11 protein-coding genes are annotated in these 15,680 nt (G+C 71.2%); 4 read left to right on the plus strand and 7 right to left on the minus strand.

Features of this window, described 5'->3' with window-relative positions; genetic code table 11:
- Position 1: 1 nt before the first annotated feature.
- The gene (locus tag ABJI51_RS21870; protein ID WP_348953096.1) at positions 2 to 1,774 is read right to left on the minus strand and encodes an HEXXH motif domain-containing protein; all 1,773 of its coding nucleotides are present in this window, start codon (positions 1,772 to 1,774) and stop codon (positions 2 to 4) included.
- Between the two features lie 475 nt (positions 1,775 to 2,249).
- Positions 2,250 to 3,428: a TetR/AcrR family transcriptional regulator gene (locus ABJI51_RS21875; RefSeq protein WP_348953097.1), complete on the minus strand. Its 1,179-nt coding sequence runs from the start codon at positions 3,426 to 3,428 to the stop codon at positions 2,250 to 2,252.
- 149 nt (positions 3,429 to 3,577) lie between these two features.
- Here ABJI51_RS21875 and ABJI51_RS21880 point away from each other — a divergent pair, with 149 nt between their 5' ends.
- From ABJI51_RS21880 to ABJI51_RS21890, 3 genes are all read left to right on the plus strand, one after another.
- Positions 3,578 to 4,789 carry an acetyl-CoA C-acetyltransferase gene (locus ABJI51_RS21880; RefSeq protein ID WP_348953098.1) on the plus strand — a complete coding sequence of 404 codons (1,212 nt, stop codon included), beginning with the start codon at positions 3,578 to 3,580 and terminating at the stop codon, positions 4,787 to 4,789.
- A gap of 23 nt (positions 4,790 to 4,812) precedes the next feature.
- The gene (locus tag ABJI51_RS21885; RefSeq protein ID WP_348953099.1) at positions 4,813 to 6,984 is read left to right on the plus strand and encodes a 3-hydroxyacyl-CoA dehydrogenase NAD-binding domain-containing protein; all 2,172 of its coding nucleotides are present in this window, start codon (positions 4,813 to 4,815) and stop codon (positions 6,982 to 6,984) included.
- A 97-nt stretch (positions 6,985 to 7,081) separates the two neighbouring features.
- Complete coding sequence (locus ABJI51_RS21890) at positions 7,082 to 8,602, plus strand: DUF3558 domain-containing protein (protein ID WP_348953100.1); 1,521 nt, start codon at positions 7,082 to 7,084, stop codon at positions 8,600 to 8,602.
- On the opposite strand, the gene ABJI51_RS21895 is transcribed toward ABJI51_RS21890, so the two are convergent.
- The 3 genes from ABJI51_RS21895 to ABJI51_RS21905 form a co-directional block, all read right to left on the minus strand.
- A complete protein-coding gene (locus ABJI51_RS21895) occupies positions 8,599 to 10,650 on the minus strand; it encodes an MMPL family transporter (protein WP_348953101.1) in 2,052 nt (683 codons plus the stop codon). The two genes, ABJI51_RS21890 and ABJI51_RS21895, sit on opposite strands and share 4 nt — an antisense overlap.
- Before the next feature lie 114 nt (positions 10,651 to 10,764).
- Positions 10,765 to 11,430 (minus strand): response regulator, encoded by a 666-nt coding sequence (locus tag ABJI51_RS21900; RefSeq protein WP_348953102.1) that lies wholly within the window; start codon positions 11,428 to 11,430, stop codon positions 10,765 to 10,767.
- A 7-nt stretch (positions 11,431 to 11,437) separates the two neighbouring features.
- The gene (locus ABJI51_RS21905) at positions 11,438 to 12,505 is read right to left on the minus strand and encodes a sensor histidine kinase (RefSeq protein WP_348953103.1); all 1,068 of its coding nucleotides are present in this window, start codon (positions 12,503 to 12,505) and stop codon (positions 11,438 to 11,440) included.
- A 115-nt stretch (positions 12,506 to 12,620) separates the two neighbouring features.
- Here ABJI51_RS21905 and ABJI51_RS21910 point away from each other — a divergent pair, with 115 nt between their 5' ends.
- Complete coding sequence (locus ABJI51_RS21910) at positions 12,621 to 14,021, plus strand: MFS transporter (protein ID WP_348953104.1); 1,401 nt, start codon at positions 12,621 to 12,623, stop codon at positions 14,019 to 14,021.
- Here the strand turns inward: ABJI51_RS21910 and ABJI51_RS21915 are convergent.
- Positions 14,018 to 14,818, minus strand: a complete 801-nt coding sequence (locus ABJI51_RS21915) for an SAM-dependent methyltransferase (RefSeq protein WP_348953105.1) — start codon at positions 14,816 to 14,818, stop codon at positions 14,018 to 14,020. The two genes, ABJI51_RS21910 and ABJI51_RS21915, sit on opposite strands and share 4 nt — an antisense overlap.
- Positions 14,819 to 14,868: 50 nt before the next feature.
- Positions 14,869 to 15,669, minus strand: coding sequence for an SAM-dependent methyltransferase (locus ABJI51_RS21920; RefSeq protein WP_348953106.1), 801 nt, complete (start codon positions 15,667 to 15,669; stop codon positions 14,869 to 14,871).
- Positions 15,670 to 15,680 lie beyond the last annotated feature (11 nt).

A 15,680-nucleotide genomic window follows, 5' to 3' on the forward strand; every position in this document is an offset into this window, starting at 1 on the left:
GTCAGTCCGTTGCCGAGCCGATCCAGCCGGCCAGCACGTCGACCGCCGGAGTGTTCCCCGCCTCGCGGAGAACCCGGTGCACCGCGCGAACCAGGTGCGGCACGCCGAGCAGCGCCCGTCTGGCCGGGCCGTCGGGTAGCGAAAGGCCGAGGCCGATCAGCGCCTCGGCATGATCCGGATCCTGTTCGAGCACGGCCCGGTAGCCGGTCCGTGCTTCGTCGGTCAGGCCGGCGACCAGCCGGTAGTCGGCCTCCAGCGCGCCCGGCACGCGGAACCACGACCGCGGCAGCCTGGTTTCGCCGTCCGGTCCGAAGCGGATCCGGATCAGGTCGGCACGGGCGTTGGCCCATTCCCCGTCCGAAACGGTGTCGAGTCTGCCTTCCGGTACCCCCTGCGGGCACCTCTCGCCGTGCAGCCAGGCTTTGGCGAGGTCGACGGCCGGCTCGCGGGCGGGGCGGAGGTGGCGGAGCCGCCAGCCTGCCAGGTGGTCGGCAGCCAGCGTGTCCGCCCAGTGCGCCGCTTCGGGGACGGCAGGTTCCGCTTGCCACGGACCGAACACGGTGGCGAGTCCGGCCAGGAACCGGCGGCCCTCGCCGGTCAGCGCGGCATCGTCCCGGATCGTCTCGAGGGTCTGCCAGGTCTGGGCGCGCCAGTGGGCGAACTCGAACGCGGCCAGCCGGTTCTGGGGTTGTGCCCGCGACAGCGCCCGCCAGAAGGCCGAAACCCCGAAGAACGCGTAAACCCCGTGGACCAGGCCGCCCAGCGGACGCGGGTCTTCCCGCCACGGCGCGTAGAGCCGCTCGGTGCGGTCGTCGTCGTGCAGCGGGACCAGCTGCAGGAGCCCACCGAGCCGGATGTGCTGGAATTCGTGCACCAGTGCCGCAGCGAGGGTGGCGGGGTCCTCGGCCACCGGCTCCGCGATGACCGCACTGCCGAAGGCTTCTCCCGTGGATGCGCTGGGAAGCCGGAACGGGACGGCCGGTTCCGGCACGATGGACGTCAGGCCCGAGGGGAGGACCTCGGCGTACTCGGGCAGGTGCTCGACGATCAGCTGCCAGGCCTCGCCGAGCAGGCCCTGCCAGTGCGCCGCTTCGGTGTCCGTGAGCCGATCCGGGGGAATCGGGTGGAAGAGGCCGCGGTGGGGGTCGAGGTCGTCGAGCCGCAGGTGCAGGACCTGGCCGCCGGCTTCGAACCGGAAGTCGCGAAGCGGGGTCCAGTCCGGGGCACCGGGCGCCACCCGGGAGCGGCGGCCGTTGATCGTGAAGGTGCCGGCCGCTCCCCGCACCTCGGCGGTCGCGAAGCCCCCGCCCTCGTCCAGGTGAGCCGCGCCCAGGGTCGGCAGCACCACGGTGTCGTTCCAGACCGGAACCCGGATCGTGAACTCCAGGCCCGCGTGGATCGCCGCCACGGCGGCGAGGGTGTGGAAATAGCCGTAGTGGACCCAGAGCGGGCATTCCCCCGGCAATCCGCGCTCGATCAACCGGGTCGTGTAGCCCGCCCAGCTGCCGGTGTACGGGTGGGTGAGGATCCGCTCCAGTGCGCTGGGCTCGGCTTCCTGTGCGCGGACCAGAAGCTCCCAGGGCTCCTCGGCGGGGAAGAGCGGGCCGGTCACGTCTTCGTCGGCCTTCGCCAGGTCCACGAGGCCGGCCAGCAGGAGCAGCCTCCGGCTTCGGTCGGCGGTACGGAGCAGCCCGACCGCGCTCACCCCACCACCACCGGCTGCCAGCCGGTCGAAGGTGTCCCAGGAAATCGAGTGCAGGTCCGGATGGGACACTGAACGGTCCTTCGTGTGCACGACGAGCCCTCCGAAGCGGCTTCAGTCGACGCGCTTGGCGCCGCCGCCGCCGCTGCCACTCGCGGTCACCGGAATGTGGGTGGTCCGGTCCGCCGCGTGGCGAATCGAACGACGGAGTACGGCGGGGTCGAGTTTCCGCAGCTCCGACAGCGAAACGGCACTCAGGTCGAGGAGTTCTGATTGGATCCCCGGTTGCTCGCCTCCCGGCGATCGCATGACGATGATTCTCCTCGTTCTTCTCGTCTCGAAGTGCCGTTGGAGGCGACGTAAGCTAGCACGGCTGCGTCTCGCCCGTTCGGGCCTGCCCGACGCACCGGGTTTCCCCTGGTAGCACTCGTGTTCGCGAGCAGGCTGCCCATCGTACCCCTGTTCGATGTCCGCGCGGGTGCAGTTCGCGAAGTGGAAACGCCGCCGAGCCGGACATTCGGCTGGACTGTCATTTCCCGCTGCTCGTTCAGGCGACGCCGAGCACCGTGTGCAGCAGGGTCGTCAGTTCCGCCGCGAAGTTCGGCCTTGCGGCCACGCGGCGCGTCCGGGACAGGTCGTTCGCGATGGTCAGCGCCGCGTGGACGGTGATCTTCGCTTCCCGCGGTGGCAGTGAAGGCCGCGCCGACGTCAGCAGTGTCACCCACTGGGCCACGTAATCCCGTTGTACCCGCAGCAGGTCCGCCTTGTCGCGGTCCGGCATCGTCACGCGGTCGGCCGAGAACGACACCAGCAGTTCCGGGGTGTGCAGGATCGTGTCGACGTACGACGCCGCCAGGCGGCGCAGGGCCGCGTGCTCGTCCGGGGCCTGCAGGGCCCGCTCGGCCGCCAGGGCCAATCTGTCCGCCGCGCGGTGGCCGATGGCCACCATCAGGGCCGCCTTGCTCGGGAAGTGGCGGTAGACGCTCGGGCCCGCGATGCCCGCCGCCGCGCCGATGTCCTCCATGCTCACGTCGTGGAAGCCGCGCTGGGCGAACAGCTGCGTGGCCGCCGCCAGGACCTGCTCGCGGCGGGACGGGGTTCCCAGGCCCGCTGGTGGGGGCGATGGCGTGGAAGACGGCGCCGGGAGTGTGGCGTTGAGCACACCCATCGCCAGCTCGACCAGCAGGGCGGCGAACCGGCGGCGGGCCACCGACGTGTGGTGGACCGACACGCTGCCGAACACCGACAGTGCCGCCCAGCAGAGCAGCTCGGCGTCCTCCGCGGGCAGCTCCGGGCGCTGGACCTGCAGGGCCTTCGCCCACGCCGTCAGCGTCAGCGTCGAGCGGCGGGCGATCTCCCGCTGGTCCTCCTTGGCCAGGTGACGCCCTTCCCAGCGCCAGAGCGCCGCGATCTCCCGGCGTTCGACGGCCTGGGTCGCCAGCCGCGTGAGCAGGGATTCCAGCCGGCCGGCGGGTGGAACGGCGTCCGACAGCGCCTCCGCCGTCGCCGTCTCCATCTCCTCGAAGCCGGTCAGGACGACATACGCCAGGATCGCCTGCTTGTCCGCGAAGTGGCGGTACAGCGCCGGGCCGGTCACGCCCGCCGCGTCCGCGATGTCCTTGATGCCGACGCCGGGGAAGCCGCGGGCGCGGAACAGCTCCGCGGCGACCGCGGCCAGCTGGGCCTTGCGGTCACGCGGTCGCGCGCTGCGTTCGACGTCGGTCATGGTGAGTGAACGATAGCGGCTGATGGCATACCTGCAACCCATTGACACCATGGGGTTATCCGGGGATAAGTTAATGGGCATTAGCCCTACTGGCCGGTATCATCGGTCACGGTACGACGACGTCCGACACGCTCGCGAGGAGTTGTTCAGTGAGTAGCGAGGCCTACATCTACGAGGCGATCCGCACGCCTCGCGGCAAGAACAAGGGCGGTGCCCTGCACGGCACCAAGCCGGTCGACCTGGTGGTCGGCCTGATCAACGAGCTGAAGGTCCGCCACCCGAACCTCGACCCCGCCGCGATCGACGACATCGTGCTCGGCGTCGTCTCGCCGGTCGGCGAGCAGGGCGCGGTCATCGCGCGCACCGCCGCGCTCAACGCGGGCCTGCCCGAGACCGTCGCCGGCGTGCAGCTCAACCGCTTCTGCGCCTCCGGCCTCGAAGCCACCAACACCGCCGCGCAGAAGGTCCGCTCCGGCTGGGACAACCTGGTCATCGCCGGCGGCGTCGAGTCGATGTCGCGGGTGCCGATGGGCTCCGACGGCGGCGCGCTGTTCATGGACCCGGCCACCGCCTACGACAACTACATCGTCCCCCAGGGCATCGGCGCCGACCTGATCGCGACCATCGAGGGCTTCTCCCGCGAGGACGTCGACCGCTGGGCCGTCCGCTCGCAGGAACGCGCCGAGGCGGCCTGGTCCGGCGGCTACTTCGCGAAGTCGGTCGTGCCGGTCAAGGACATCAACGGCGTCACCATCCTCGACCACGACGAGCACCGCCGTCCCGGCACCACGGTCGAGGGCCTCGCGAAGCTGAAGCCCGCCTTCACGACCATCGGCGACATGGGCGGCTTCGACGCCGTGGCGCTGCAGAAGTACCACTACGTCGAGAAGATCGACCACGTCCACACCGGCGGCAACTCCTCCGGCATCGTCGACGGCGCCGCGCTGGTGCTGGTCGGCTCCGAGCAGGTCGGCAAGACCTTCGGGCTGACCCCGCGCGCCCGGATCGTGGCGACCGCGTCGATCGGCTCCGAGCCGACGATCATGCTCACCGGCCCCACGCCGGCCACCGAGAAGGTGCTGAAGGCCGCGGGCCTCAAGCCCGAGGACATCGACCTGTGGGAGCTCAACGAGGCGTTCGCCTCGGTCGTGCTCAAGTGGATCAAGGACCTGCACCTCGACGAGGAGAAGGTCAACGTCAACGGCGGCGCGATCGCCATGGGCCACCCGCTGGGCGCCACCGGCGCGATGCTGGTCGGCACGGTGGTCGACGAGCTGGAACGCCGCCAGGCGCGCCGCGCGCTGGTGACCCTGTGCATCGGCGGCGGCATGGGCGTCGCGACCATCATCGAGCGGGTGTGAGGACCACTGTGTCTAACCAAAACGTGGCTGAGAGCAAGACCATCCGCTGGGAGCGGGACGAAGACGGCATCGTCACGCTGACCCTGGACGACCCGGACCAGTCGGCGAACACGATGAACGCCGCCTTCCGCGAGTCGCTCGGCGTCACCGTCGACCGCCTCGAAGCGGAGAAGGACGACATCACCGGCGTCGTCATCACGTCGGCGAAGAAGACGTTCTTCGCCGGTGGCGACCTGAACGACCTCATCCAGGCCAAGCCCGAGCACGCGGCCGAGCTGACCGAGGGCAGCGCACTGATGAAGGGCCAGATGCGCCGCATCGAGCAGCTCGGCAAGCCGGTCGTCGCGGCGATCAACGGCGCCGCGCTCGGCGGTGGCCTGGAGATCGCGCTGGCGACGCACCACCGCATCGCCGCCGACGTGAAGGGCAGCCAGATCGGCCTGCCCGAGGTGACGCTGGGCCTGCTGCCCGGCGGCGGTGGCGTGGTACGGACCGTGCGCCTGCTCGGCATCCAGAGCGCGCTGCTGAACGTCCTGCTGCAGGGCCAGCGGCACCGCCCGCGCAAGGCGCTCGAGCTGGGCCTGGTGCACGAGGTCGTCGACACCGTCGAGGAGCTGGTCCCCGCCGCGAAGGCGTGGATCAAGGCCAACCCCGAAGGCGGCGTGCAGCCGTGGGACGTCAAGGGTTACAAGATCCCGGGCGGCACCCCGTCGAACCCGAGCTTCGCGGCCAACCTGCCGGCGTTCCCGGCGAACCTGCGCAAGCAGATCAAGGGCGCGAACATGCCGGCGCCGCGGGCGATCCTGGCCGCCGCGATCGAGGGCGCGCAGGTCGACTTCGACACCGCGATCCAGATCGAGACGCGCTACTTCGTCCACCTCGCCACCGGCCAGGTCTCGAAGAACATGACGAAGGCGTTCTTCTTCGACCTGCAGACCATCAACTCCGGCGGCTCGCGGCCGGACGGCTTCGAGAAGTACACCGCTCGCAAGGTGGGTGTGCTCGGCGCCGGGATGATGGGCGCGGCGATCGCGTACGTCTCGGCGAAGGCGGGCATCGACGTCGTCCTGAAGGACGTCTCGCAGGAGGCGGCCGAGAAGGGCAAGGGCTACGCGGTCAAGCTGGAGCAGAAGGCCCTCTCGCGCGGCAAGACGACGCAGGAGAAGTCGGACGCGCTGCTGGCCAGGATCAAGCCGACCGCCGACCCGGCCGACTTCGCGGGCGTCGACTTCGTCATCGAGGCCGTCTTCGAGAGCGTCGAGCTGAAGCACAAGGTGTTCGGCGAGATCGAGAACGTCGTCAACGCCGACGCGGTGCTGGGCTCCAACACCTCGACCCTGCCGATCACCACGCTCGCCGAGGGCGTGCGGCGGCAGGAGGACTTCATCGGGATCCACTTCTTCTCGCCGGTGGACAAGATGCCGCTGGTCGAGATCATCTGCGGGGAGAAGACCTCGCCCGCCACGCTGGCCAAGGTCTTCGACTACACGCTGCAGATCAAGAAGACCCCGATCGTCGTCAACGACAGCCGCGGCTTCTTCACCTCGCGCGTGATCGGCACGTTCCTCAACGAGGCCGTCGCCGCGCTGGGCGAGGGCGTCGAGCCGGCGTCGATCGAGCAGGCCGGTGCCCAGGCCGGGTACCCGGCGCCGCCGCTGCAGCTGATGGACGAGCTGACGCTGACCCTGCCGCGCAAGATCCGGCAGGAGACCCGCGAGGCGATCGAGGCCGCGGGCGGCACGTGGAAGGCGCACGCTTCCGAGGCGGTCATCGACCGGATGGTCGAGGAGTTCGACCGCAAGGGCCGGTCCTCGGGCGCGGGCTTCTACGACTACGACGAAGACGGCAAGCGCCTCGGCCTGTGGCCGGGCCTGCGTGACGCGTTCAAGTCCGGTTCGGCGCAGGTGCCGTTCGAGGACCTCAAGGAGCGCATGCTGTTCGCCGAGGCACTCGAGACGGTCAAGTGCTTCGACGAGGGCGTGCTGAAGTCGGTGGCCGACGCCAACATCGGCTCGATCTTCGGCATCGGCTTCCCGGCCTGGACCGGCGGCGTCATCCAGTACATCAACCAGTACGAGGGCGGCCTGCAGGGCTTCGTCGACCGGGCCCGCGAGCTGGCCGCCCGCTACGGCGACCACTTCGAGCCGCCCGCTTCGCTGGTGGAGAAGGCCGCCAAGGGCGAGATCTACGAATAGCCCGCCGGTTCGCGAAGGCCACCTTGAGGAGCTTCAAGTTCCTCAAGGTGGCCTTCACCCGATCGGGCAATGTGCCCGCGCGAGTACGGTGCTGCGGATGGATTTGCCCGTGCACCGGACGATCTTCCTGGTCGACGTCGAGAAGTACGGCGACAAGAACAGGACGACCCAGGACCTCCTCGCGCTGCGGAAAGGCCTCTACGGGGCGTTGGAGACGGCTTTTCTCGGCTGCGGGCTGCCCTGGGCGGACTCGCGGCTCGACGACGGGGGTGACGGCCTCTTCGTCCTGGTACCGGCCGACGTTCCCAAATCCGCTTTCGTGGAACGGTTTCCCGAGGCACTGGCGGCGGCGGTCCGGGCCCACAACGACCGGCATCCGGAACACGCGCGGATGCGCGTCCGGGTGGCGTTGCACGCCGGGGAAATCGCCTACGACGAACACGGCGTCGCGGCACCGGCGATCATCAAGGCGTTCCGGCTGCTCGATGCCGGCGTGCTGAAGAAGGCACTCGCCGAATCGGATGGCGTGCTCGCCCTGATCTGTTCCGCGTGGTTCTTCGAAGAAGTGGTCAGGCAGAGCGCGGACGCGAACGCCACCACCTACCGGCGGGTCAAGGTCAAGGTGAAAGAGACCCGGGAGGCGGCGTGGATCGCCCGGCCCGACGATCCCTATCCGCCCGCCGCCCGGCGTGCCGCCCGGAAACGGTGGCGGATCGCGGTGGCCGCGACGGTGGTTGCCGCGGTGGCCGCGGTGGGGGTGAAGCTGGTCTTCGATGCCCGCGCCGAAACGTTCCTCGGCGACCCGCGGACCGTGGACCCGTGCGCGCTGACCTACGCCGAGGCGCTCAGCCACTACGGCCTGGTGGAGGCGACGGACCACTACGGCAACTTCGACCGCTGCGACGCCCTGGTCCGCCTCGCGAGCGATCCCCGGGACGTCGTGGACGTCCGGGTGCAGCTGGCCTCGGACGCCGACGAGCCAGGGCTGCCGGTGCAGCAGGACGGCGAGATCGGCATCCAGCGCCCGCCCGCCGAACCGGACCGCTGCAGCCGCACCCTGCTGCTGCCCGACGACGCCCAGGTCGTCGTCCAGGCCGACCAGGACGGCGACGAGAAGGTCGACCTCTGCGGGATGGCCGAGGCCGTCCTGGCGAGTGCGCTGTCGCGGCTGCAGGATCACCAGATCAAGCGGCGCGAGCTCGCTCCCGGATCCCTCGCGGCCGAACAGGCGTGCCCGCTGCTGGATCCCGGGACGGTCAAGGGAGTCCTCGGCGACGGCCCGGTGCAGCAGACGCCGTCCCTCACGAACTGGAACTGCCGCTGGGACTACACCGACCGGCCCGGGGTCGTGAAGGTGATCTTCGACCGGACCGAGGCCGAGGACCTGGAGGGCACCCCTCTCGCGCTGCCCGGCTTCGGAGCGCGGCTGCAACCGGCGATCCGCAGCCGCACCAGCTGCGCCGTCGCGATCGTCTACCGCACCTATCCCGACGAGAAGCACGTCAACACGGACGAGCTGGTGATCGTCGACGTGGAGAACAGCGACGCGCAGCCGGACCGGTTGTGCGAACCGGCCCGGCAGCTCGCGAACACCGTCGCGCAGCGACTGCGGTCCTAGGGCTCCAGCGCGACGTGCGGCAGCCGCCGGTCCAGCCATCGTGGCAGCCACCAGGCCCTGGCCCCGAGCAGGCGCATGATCGCCGGGACGACCAGGCAGCGGATCACCAGCGCGTCCAGCAGCACCGCGACCGCCAGGCCGAGCCCGAACTGCCCGAGCATCCGGGACGGGTCGAGCAGGAACGCGCCGAACACCAGGACCATGATCGCGCCCGCCGCGGTGATCACGCCGCCGGTGGCCGCGAGCCCTTCGCGGACGGCCAGGCGTGCGTCGCCGGTGCGCCGCCACTCCTCGTGCATCCGCGACACCAGGAACACCTCGTAGTCCATCGACAGCCCGAACACGATCGCGAAGATCATCACCGGCACGAACGCCTCGATCGGGCCGGGCTGCGCGCCGAACAGGCCGTCGCCGAACACCAGCGTCATCACGCCGAGCGAGGCGCCGATGCTCAGCAGGTTCAGCAGTGCCGCCTTGAGCGGGATCAGCACCGACCGGAACACCACCATGAGCAGCAGCGCGGACAACCCGACGACGACCAGCACGAACAGCGGCAGCCGGTCGGCGACGGCGTCCGCGAAGTCCGTCGCGGCCGCGACCGGGCCGCCGACGAGGTGGTGCCCGGGCAGGGCCGGGAGGACCTCGGTCCGCAGCCGCGTCACCAGCTCGGCCGTCGCTTCGTCCTGCGGTGACGTCGCCGGGAAGGCCAGCACGACCGGGCCCGTCGGCGGCAGCACCCGGGCGATCCCCGGTGTCGACGCCAGCGCCTGCTGCACCGCGGCGGTGCTGCCGTTCTCGGTGACGATCGCGAGCGGCCCGCTGAAGCCGGGCCCGAAGCCCTCGGCCAGCAGGTCGTACGCCCGGCGCGTGGTCGAGCCGGCGGGGTCGGTGCCCGCGTCGGCGAACCCGAGCCGCAGGCCCAGCGCCGGAACGGACAGCCCGACGAGGACGAGCAGGCCGATCGCCAGCGGGGCCGCGGGCCGCCGCTGGACGCCGTCGGCGAGCCGTCGCCACGCCCTGCCGTGCTCCCGCCGGACGGCGTGCCGCCGGATGCCGCGTTCCAGGCGCCTGCCGAACAGCGACAGCAGCGCCGGGAGCAGTGTCACCGACGCGAGCATCGTCATCAGGACGGTCAGCGCGACCGACAGCGCGACCCCGCGCAGCCCGCCGAGGCCGAGCGCGAGCAGGCCGAGCAGGGCGATGATCACCGTCGTCCCGGCGAACAGGACCGACCGGCCCGCGGTGTCGAGCGCGCGGCGGGCGGCCGCGTCCCGGTCGAGCCCGTCGAGGATTTCGGTGCGGTAGCGGGAAAAGATCAGCAGCGCGTAGTCGACGCCGACGCCGAACCCGACGAGCATCATCAGCGGCGAGGTGTAGCTCGCGATGTCGACGTAGTGCGAGACGACGGTGATCACGCCGAGCGTGCTGCCGACGGCGAACACCGCGGTGATGACCGGCAGGCCGGCCGCGAGCAGCGAGCGGAACAGGAACACGAGGATGACCAGCGCGGCGAGCAGCCCGACGCCTTCGGCGGGGCCGCCGCTTTCGGAGATCCGCTTGACCGGGTCGCCCGCGAGCGCGACTTCCACCGGCCCCGCCTGCTTCGCGGCGTCGGCGAACTTCACGATGTCGTCGTACGGGAGATCGGTCGCGGCGGCGTCGAACGTGACGGTGGCGTAGCCGATCCGGCCGTCGGGCGAGAGCGTCTCGAACGGCCCGGTCACCGACCGCACGTGCGGCTGCAATCGGACATTTCGCAGAGTGTTTTCGACGGCCGCGCGCTGCGTGGCGAGACCGTGGTCGTCCTTGAACACGATCTGCGCGCTCGCGCCGGACTGCGCGGTGTTCTTCAGCAGGTCGACGACCTGCTGGGATTCGGTGCCCGGCAGCGAGTTGTCGTCGTGGAACGCGCTGCCGGCGAGCCGCGAAGCGAGCGTGACGCCGATGAGGACCAGCGCCCAGAGCGCGACGGCGAGCCACCGGTGCCGCTGTGCCCAGCCGGCCAGGCGCGCGAGCCGCCCGCCGCCGGAACGAGTGAGGGTTTCCATGGGGGACAAGGATTCGCGAGAGAGGCCCTGTCCCGCGTCGCGCGCGGGAAGACACTTCGCGTGCTCCCGGCGGTGTCCCCTAAGGCCGTTCCCGTACCACCGGGGGAGTACGGGTCAGGGGGTCAGCCAGCGCGGCGTCACCGCACCGGACTCGTACGCGAGGACGACGAGCTGCGCGCGGTCGCGGGCGCCGGTCTTGGTCATGATGCGGCTGACGTGCGTCTTCGCCGTCGCGGGGCTCAGGGTGAGCTCCCGGGCGATCTCGTCGTTGGACAGCCCGGCCGCGACCAGGGTCAGCACCTCGCGTTCGCGCTCGGTGAGCCGGTCCAGCGCGGGCGACGGCGCCGGACGGCTGACGCGCGAGGCGAACTCCGAGATCAGCCGCCGCGTGATCGACGGCGCGAGCAGCGCGTCGCCGCGGGCGACCACGCGCACGGCGTGGATCAGCTCTTCGGGCTCGGTGTCCTTGACCAGGAACCCGCTCGCGCCCGCGCGCAGGGCGCCGTAGACGTCCTCGTCGAGGTCGAACGTCGTGAGGATGACGACCTTGGTGGCCACGGCGGGGTCGTCCAGCAGGTGCCGGGTCGCGGTGAGGCCGTCGAGGACGGGCATCCGGATGTCCATCAGCACGACGTCGGGGCGGTGTTCGTGCGCGGCCTGCAGGGCTTCGCGGCCGTCGGCGGCCTCGGCAACGACCGTGATGTCGTCCTCGCCGTCCAAAATGGACCGGAAGCCGGCGCGGACGAGCCGCTGGTCGTCGACGAGCAGGACCCGGATCATCGGCCCATCATCGCACCGGCAGCCGGGCGTGCACCCGGTAGCCGCCGCCCGCGCGCGGCGCCGCGGTCACCTCGCCGCCGAGGGCCCGCGCGCGCTCGGCCATCCCGCGGATCCCGTTGCCCGGCGGGGCGGTGCCGCCGCGGCCGTCGTCGTCGACCTGCACGGACAGCTCGCCGTCGCCGTAGCCGAGCCGCACGACGACAGTCTTCGCGCCGGCGTGCTTGGCGACGTTCGTCAGCGCTTCCTGCACGACGCGGAAGGCCACGTGCTCGACTTCCGGCGGCAGGTCGCGCGCGTCGCCGTCGATCTCGGTGCGCACGGTCAGCCCGGACGCGCCGACCGACTCGGCCAGCTCCGAGACCCGCGCGAGGCTCGGCCGGTCGGCTTGCCGGAGCATGCCGAGCGTGGCCCGCAACTCCTGGAGTGCGGTCTTGCTGGCGTCCTTGATCGCCCCCAGTGCCTCGGTCGCCTGGCCGGGGTCACGCCGGTGCAGCGCGGCGCCCGCCTGGACGTTGATGAGCGCGAGGTGGTGGCCGAGGACGTCGTGCAGCTCGCGGGCGATGCGCAGGCGTTCGTCGGTGGCCCGGGCGCGGGCTTCGGCCTCCTTGGTGCGCTCGGCCTCGGCGCGGTAGTGCGCGACCGCGCCCCCGGCGACCAGGGCGACGAACCAGCCGGTCATGAGGAAGAAGGCGAAGTTGTCGACGTGCCGCCCGGTCCGCGAGCCGATCTCCCCGGCGGCGACTCCGGCCATCGCGGCGGCGACGAGCAGCGCCGCCCCGCGGATCCGCCCGGCCGCGGCGGCGTTGAACAGGGCGTAGGCGAAGGCCAGCAGGACGAGGCCGTCGGGATCGGTCAGCGGGTAGTAGACGGCGCAGCAGACGAGCGCGAACCCCGCGACGCCCATCGGATACCGCCGACGGAGGAACAGCGCGGCGCAGCAGAGGGCGGTGAGAACCCAGCCCAGCGCGGCGTGCCGCGGCGGCTTGGCGCCGTCGTCGAGTGCCGTGAGGAGGGTGCCCGCGAGCACCGCGGCCGTGACCGCGAGCTCGGCCCAGTACCGCCGCAGCCGGGACATACCGGCGAGTCTAGGGGTTGTGACGAGACCGCCATTCGAGCGGAAACCGGCCGTCCGGTCGGTACAGTGCATGAAGTTGCATGATGCGTACTAACTACACACTGGGGGTGTGCCGGTGTCCGGACGGACGGATCGGGCGCTCGTCGTCGTGCTCGCCTCGTGCGGGCTCGTCGCGTCGTTCATGCAGACGCTGGTCGTGCCGCTGATCCCGGTCTTCCCGCGGCTGCTGAACGCCTCGGCGGCCGACGCGTCCTGGGTGGTCACCGTGACGCTGCTGGCGGCGTCCGTCGTCACGCCGGTCAGCGGACGGCTCGGCGACCTCTACGGCAAGCGGCGGATGATCCTCGTCAGCCTCGCGCTGCTCATTGCCGGCTCGGTCGTCTCCGCGACGACGAGCGCGCTCGCGTTCCAGATCCTCGGACGCGGCCTGCAGGGCTGCGCGATGGGCGTGATCCCGCTCGGCATCAGCATCATGCGCGACGAGCTGCCGCCCGAACGCGTCGGCGGCGCGATCTCGCTGATGAGCGCGACGCTCGGGGTGGGCGGCGCGGTCGGGCTGCCGGTCGCGGCCGTCGTCGCCGAGAACGCCGACTGGCACGTGCTCTTCTGGACCGCCGCCGGGATCGGGCTGGCCTGTGCGCTGCTCATTCTCACCGTGGTGCCGGAGTCGCCGCTGCGCACGCCGGCGCCGTTCGACTTCTTCGGCGCGTTCGGGCTGGCCGCCGGGCTGCTCTGCCTGCTGCTGCCGGTGGTCAAGGGCGGCACGTGGGGCTGGACCAGCGTGCCGACGCTCGGCCTGGCCGCGGCGGCCGTCGTCATCCTGCTCGCCTGGGGCGCCTACCAGCTGCGCCGCCGCGACCCGCTGGTCGACCTGCGCGTGTCCGCCCGCCGCCCGGTGCTGTTCACGAACCTCGCGTCGATCATGGTCGGCTTCGCGCTGTACGCGATGGCGTTGTCGTTCCCGCAGCTGCTTCAGGCCCCGGCGTCGACCGGCTACGGGCTGGGCCAGACGATGGTCGAATCCGGCCTCACCCTGGCCCCGAACGGCCTGGTGATGATGCTGCTGTCACCGGTTTCCGCGCGGCTGATCACGCGCTTCGGCCCGCGCCCGACGCTGATGAGCGGCGCGCTGGTGATCGCGGCGGGCTACGCGTTCGCGATCGTGCTGATGGACAACGCCCTCGAGCTGATCACGGCGTCGGTCGTCATCGGCGCCGGCGTCGGCATCGCGTACGCGGCAATGCCCGCGCTGATCATGGGCTCGGTGCCGGTCACCGAAACGGCGTCGGCGAACGGCCTGAACTCCCTGATGCGCTCGGTCGGCACGGCGGTGTCGAGCGCGGTGATGGCGGCGATGCTGGCCCAGCTGACGATCAGCGTCGGCGGCGTGCCGGTGCCGTCCCTGTTCGGCTTCCGTGCGACGTTCGCGGTCGCGGCGCTGGCCGCGCTGACGGGCGTGCTGCTCGCGGCGCTGGTCCCGAAGACGCGCCCCGCGCTGCAGCCTGCCGCCGTCTAGTTCTTGCGTGCCACCAGTGCGAGGCCGCCGCTTTCCGCCGGCCGCGGGTGGAGTTCGCCGTCCGGGCGCCACTCGGGGATGAAGACGATGCCCGGGTCGACGATCTCGAAGCCGTCGACCAGCGCCCGCAGCTCGTCGGCCGAGCGCGGGGTGACCGGGTTGGCGCTCTTCTTGTACATCTCGACCGCGCGGGACGTGCCTTCGCCCTGCTGCTCGTAGGTCGCCGAGGACAGGGCGAGGTAGCTGCCGGGCGCGAGCGCGTCGCGGTAGGCGGCGATCAGCCGGGCGGGGTCCCGCTCGTCCGGGATGAAGTGCACGAACAACGCCATCACGACCATCATCGGCTGGTCGAGGTCCAGCAGCATCTCGGTGGTCTCGTGCTCGAGGACCTCGTCGGGGTACTCGGCGTCGGCATGCACCATCGCGGCGTTCTCGTTGCCCTCCAGCACGATCTCGCTGTGCGCCACGGCGACCGGCTCGTTGTCGACGTAGACGACCCGCGACTTCGGGTCGGCCGCCTGGGCCACCTCGTGCACGTGCCCGACGGTCGGCATGCCCGAGCCGATGTCGAGGAACTGCCGGATGCCCTGGTCCAGCCCGAACCGGACGGCGCGGCGCAGCCACTGCCGGTTGAGCCGCGCCCGCTCCCGCGCGTTCGGCTGCGCGGCCAGCACCTGCTCGGCGAACATCCGGTCGACGGCGTAGTTGAGCTGACCGCCGAGGATGTAGTCGTACACCCGCGCGGCATTGGGCTTCTCGAGATCGACGTCCCGCCTCGCGTGGTCCTCTTCGCTCATCCGCGCTCCCCCGAAGTCCGGTGTGATCGCGAGAATAGCGGGACGCGGACCTACGGCTTGCGCGCGACCAGTGCGAGCCCGCCCGAGCGCTCCGGCGGGTCCTCGGGTGGCTCGTCCGGCCGCCACTCCGGCGTGAACACGATGCCCGGCGGCAGGATCTCGAAGCCCTTCACCAGCGTGCGCAGCTCGTCCGGCGACCGCAGCGTCAGCGGCGTGCCGCTCTTTTCGTACAGCGCCACCGAACGCCGCGACTCCTCGCCCTGCCCCTCCCACGTGCCCGAGGACAGCGCGAGGTAGCTGCCTGGCGCGAGCACGTCGCGGTAGCGGCCGATCAGGCCCGCCGGGTCGCGGGAGTCGGGGACGAAGTGCACGAACGCGGCCATGATCACCATGATCGGCTGGTCGAAGTCGAGCAGCTCCACGGTGGTCGGGTGCTCCAGCACCTCGTCCGGGTATTCGGCGTCGGCCTGGACCATCGCGGCGTTGTCGTTGCCCTCCAGGACGATCTCGCTGTGCGCGACGGCGATCGGCTCGTTGTCGACGTACACCACCTTCGACGCCGGATCGATCGCCTGGACGACCTCGTGCACGTGCCCGACGGTCGGCATGCCGGAGCCGATGTCGAGGAACTGCCGGATGCCCTGCTCGGCACCGAACCGCACGGCCCGGCGCAGCCACGCCCGGTTGACCAGCGCCATGTGCCGGGCGTTCGGCAGCACGCCGAGGATCTGGTCGGCGAACATCCGGTCGACGGCGTAGTTCAGCTTGCCGCCGATCATGTAGTCGTACACGCGTGCCGCGTTCGGCCGGTCGAGGTCGATGCCCCGCTTCGCGTGTTCGTCTTCGCTCATCCGCCGCTCCC

This window comes from Amycolatopsis melonis, assembly GCF_040064235.1.
GTDB classification, from domain to species: domain Bacteria; phylum Actinomycetota; class Actinomycetes; order Mycobacteriales; family Pseudonocardiaceae; genus Amycolatopsis; species Amycolatopsis melonis.

Bases quoted from the DNA above. Each gene is read 5' to 3' on its own strand.
- ABJI51_RS21890 (WP_348953100.1), top strand. From the start codon at position 7,082: ATGGATTTGCCCGTGCACCGGACGATCTTCCTGGTCGACGTCGAGAAG.
- ABJI51_RS21900 (WP_348953102.1), bottom strand. From the start codon at position 11,430: ATGATCCGGGTCCTGCTCGTCGACGACCAGCGGCTCGTCCGCGCCGGC.
- ABJI51_RS21905 (WP_348953103.1), bottom strand. From the start codon at position 12,505: ATGTCCCGGCTGCGGCGGTACTGGGCCGAGCTCGCGGTCACGGCCGCG.
- ABJI51_RS21895 (WP_348953101.1), bottom strand. From the start codon at position 10,650: ATGGAAACCCTCACTCGTTCCGGCGGCGGGCGGCTCGCGCGCCTGGCC.
- ABJI51_RS21875 (WP_348953097.1), bottom strand. From the start codon at position 3,428: ATGACCGACGTCGAACGCAGCGCGCGACCGCGTGACCGCAAGGCCCAG.
- ABJI51_RS21915 (WP_348953105.1), bottom strand. From the start codon at position 14,818: ATGAGCGAAGAGGACCACGCGAGGCGGGACGTCGATCTCGAGAAGCCC.
- ABJI51_RS21920 (WP_348953106.1), bottom strand. From the start codon at position 15,669: ATGAGCGAAGACGAACACGCGAAGCGGGGCATCGACCTCGACCGGCCG.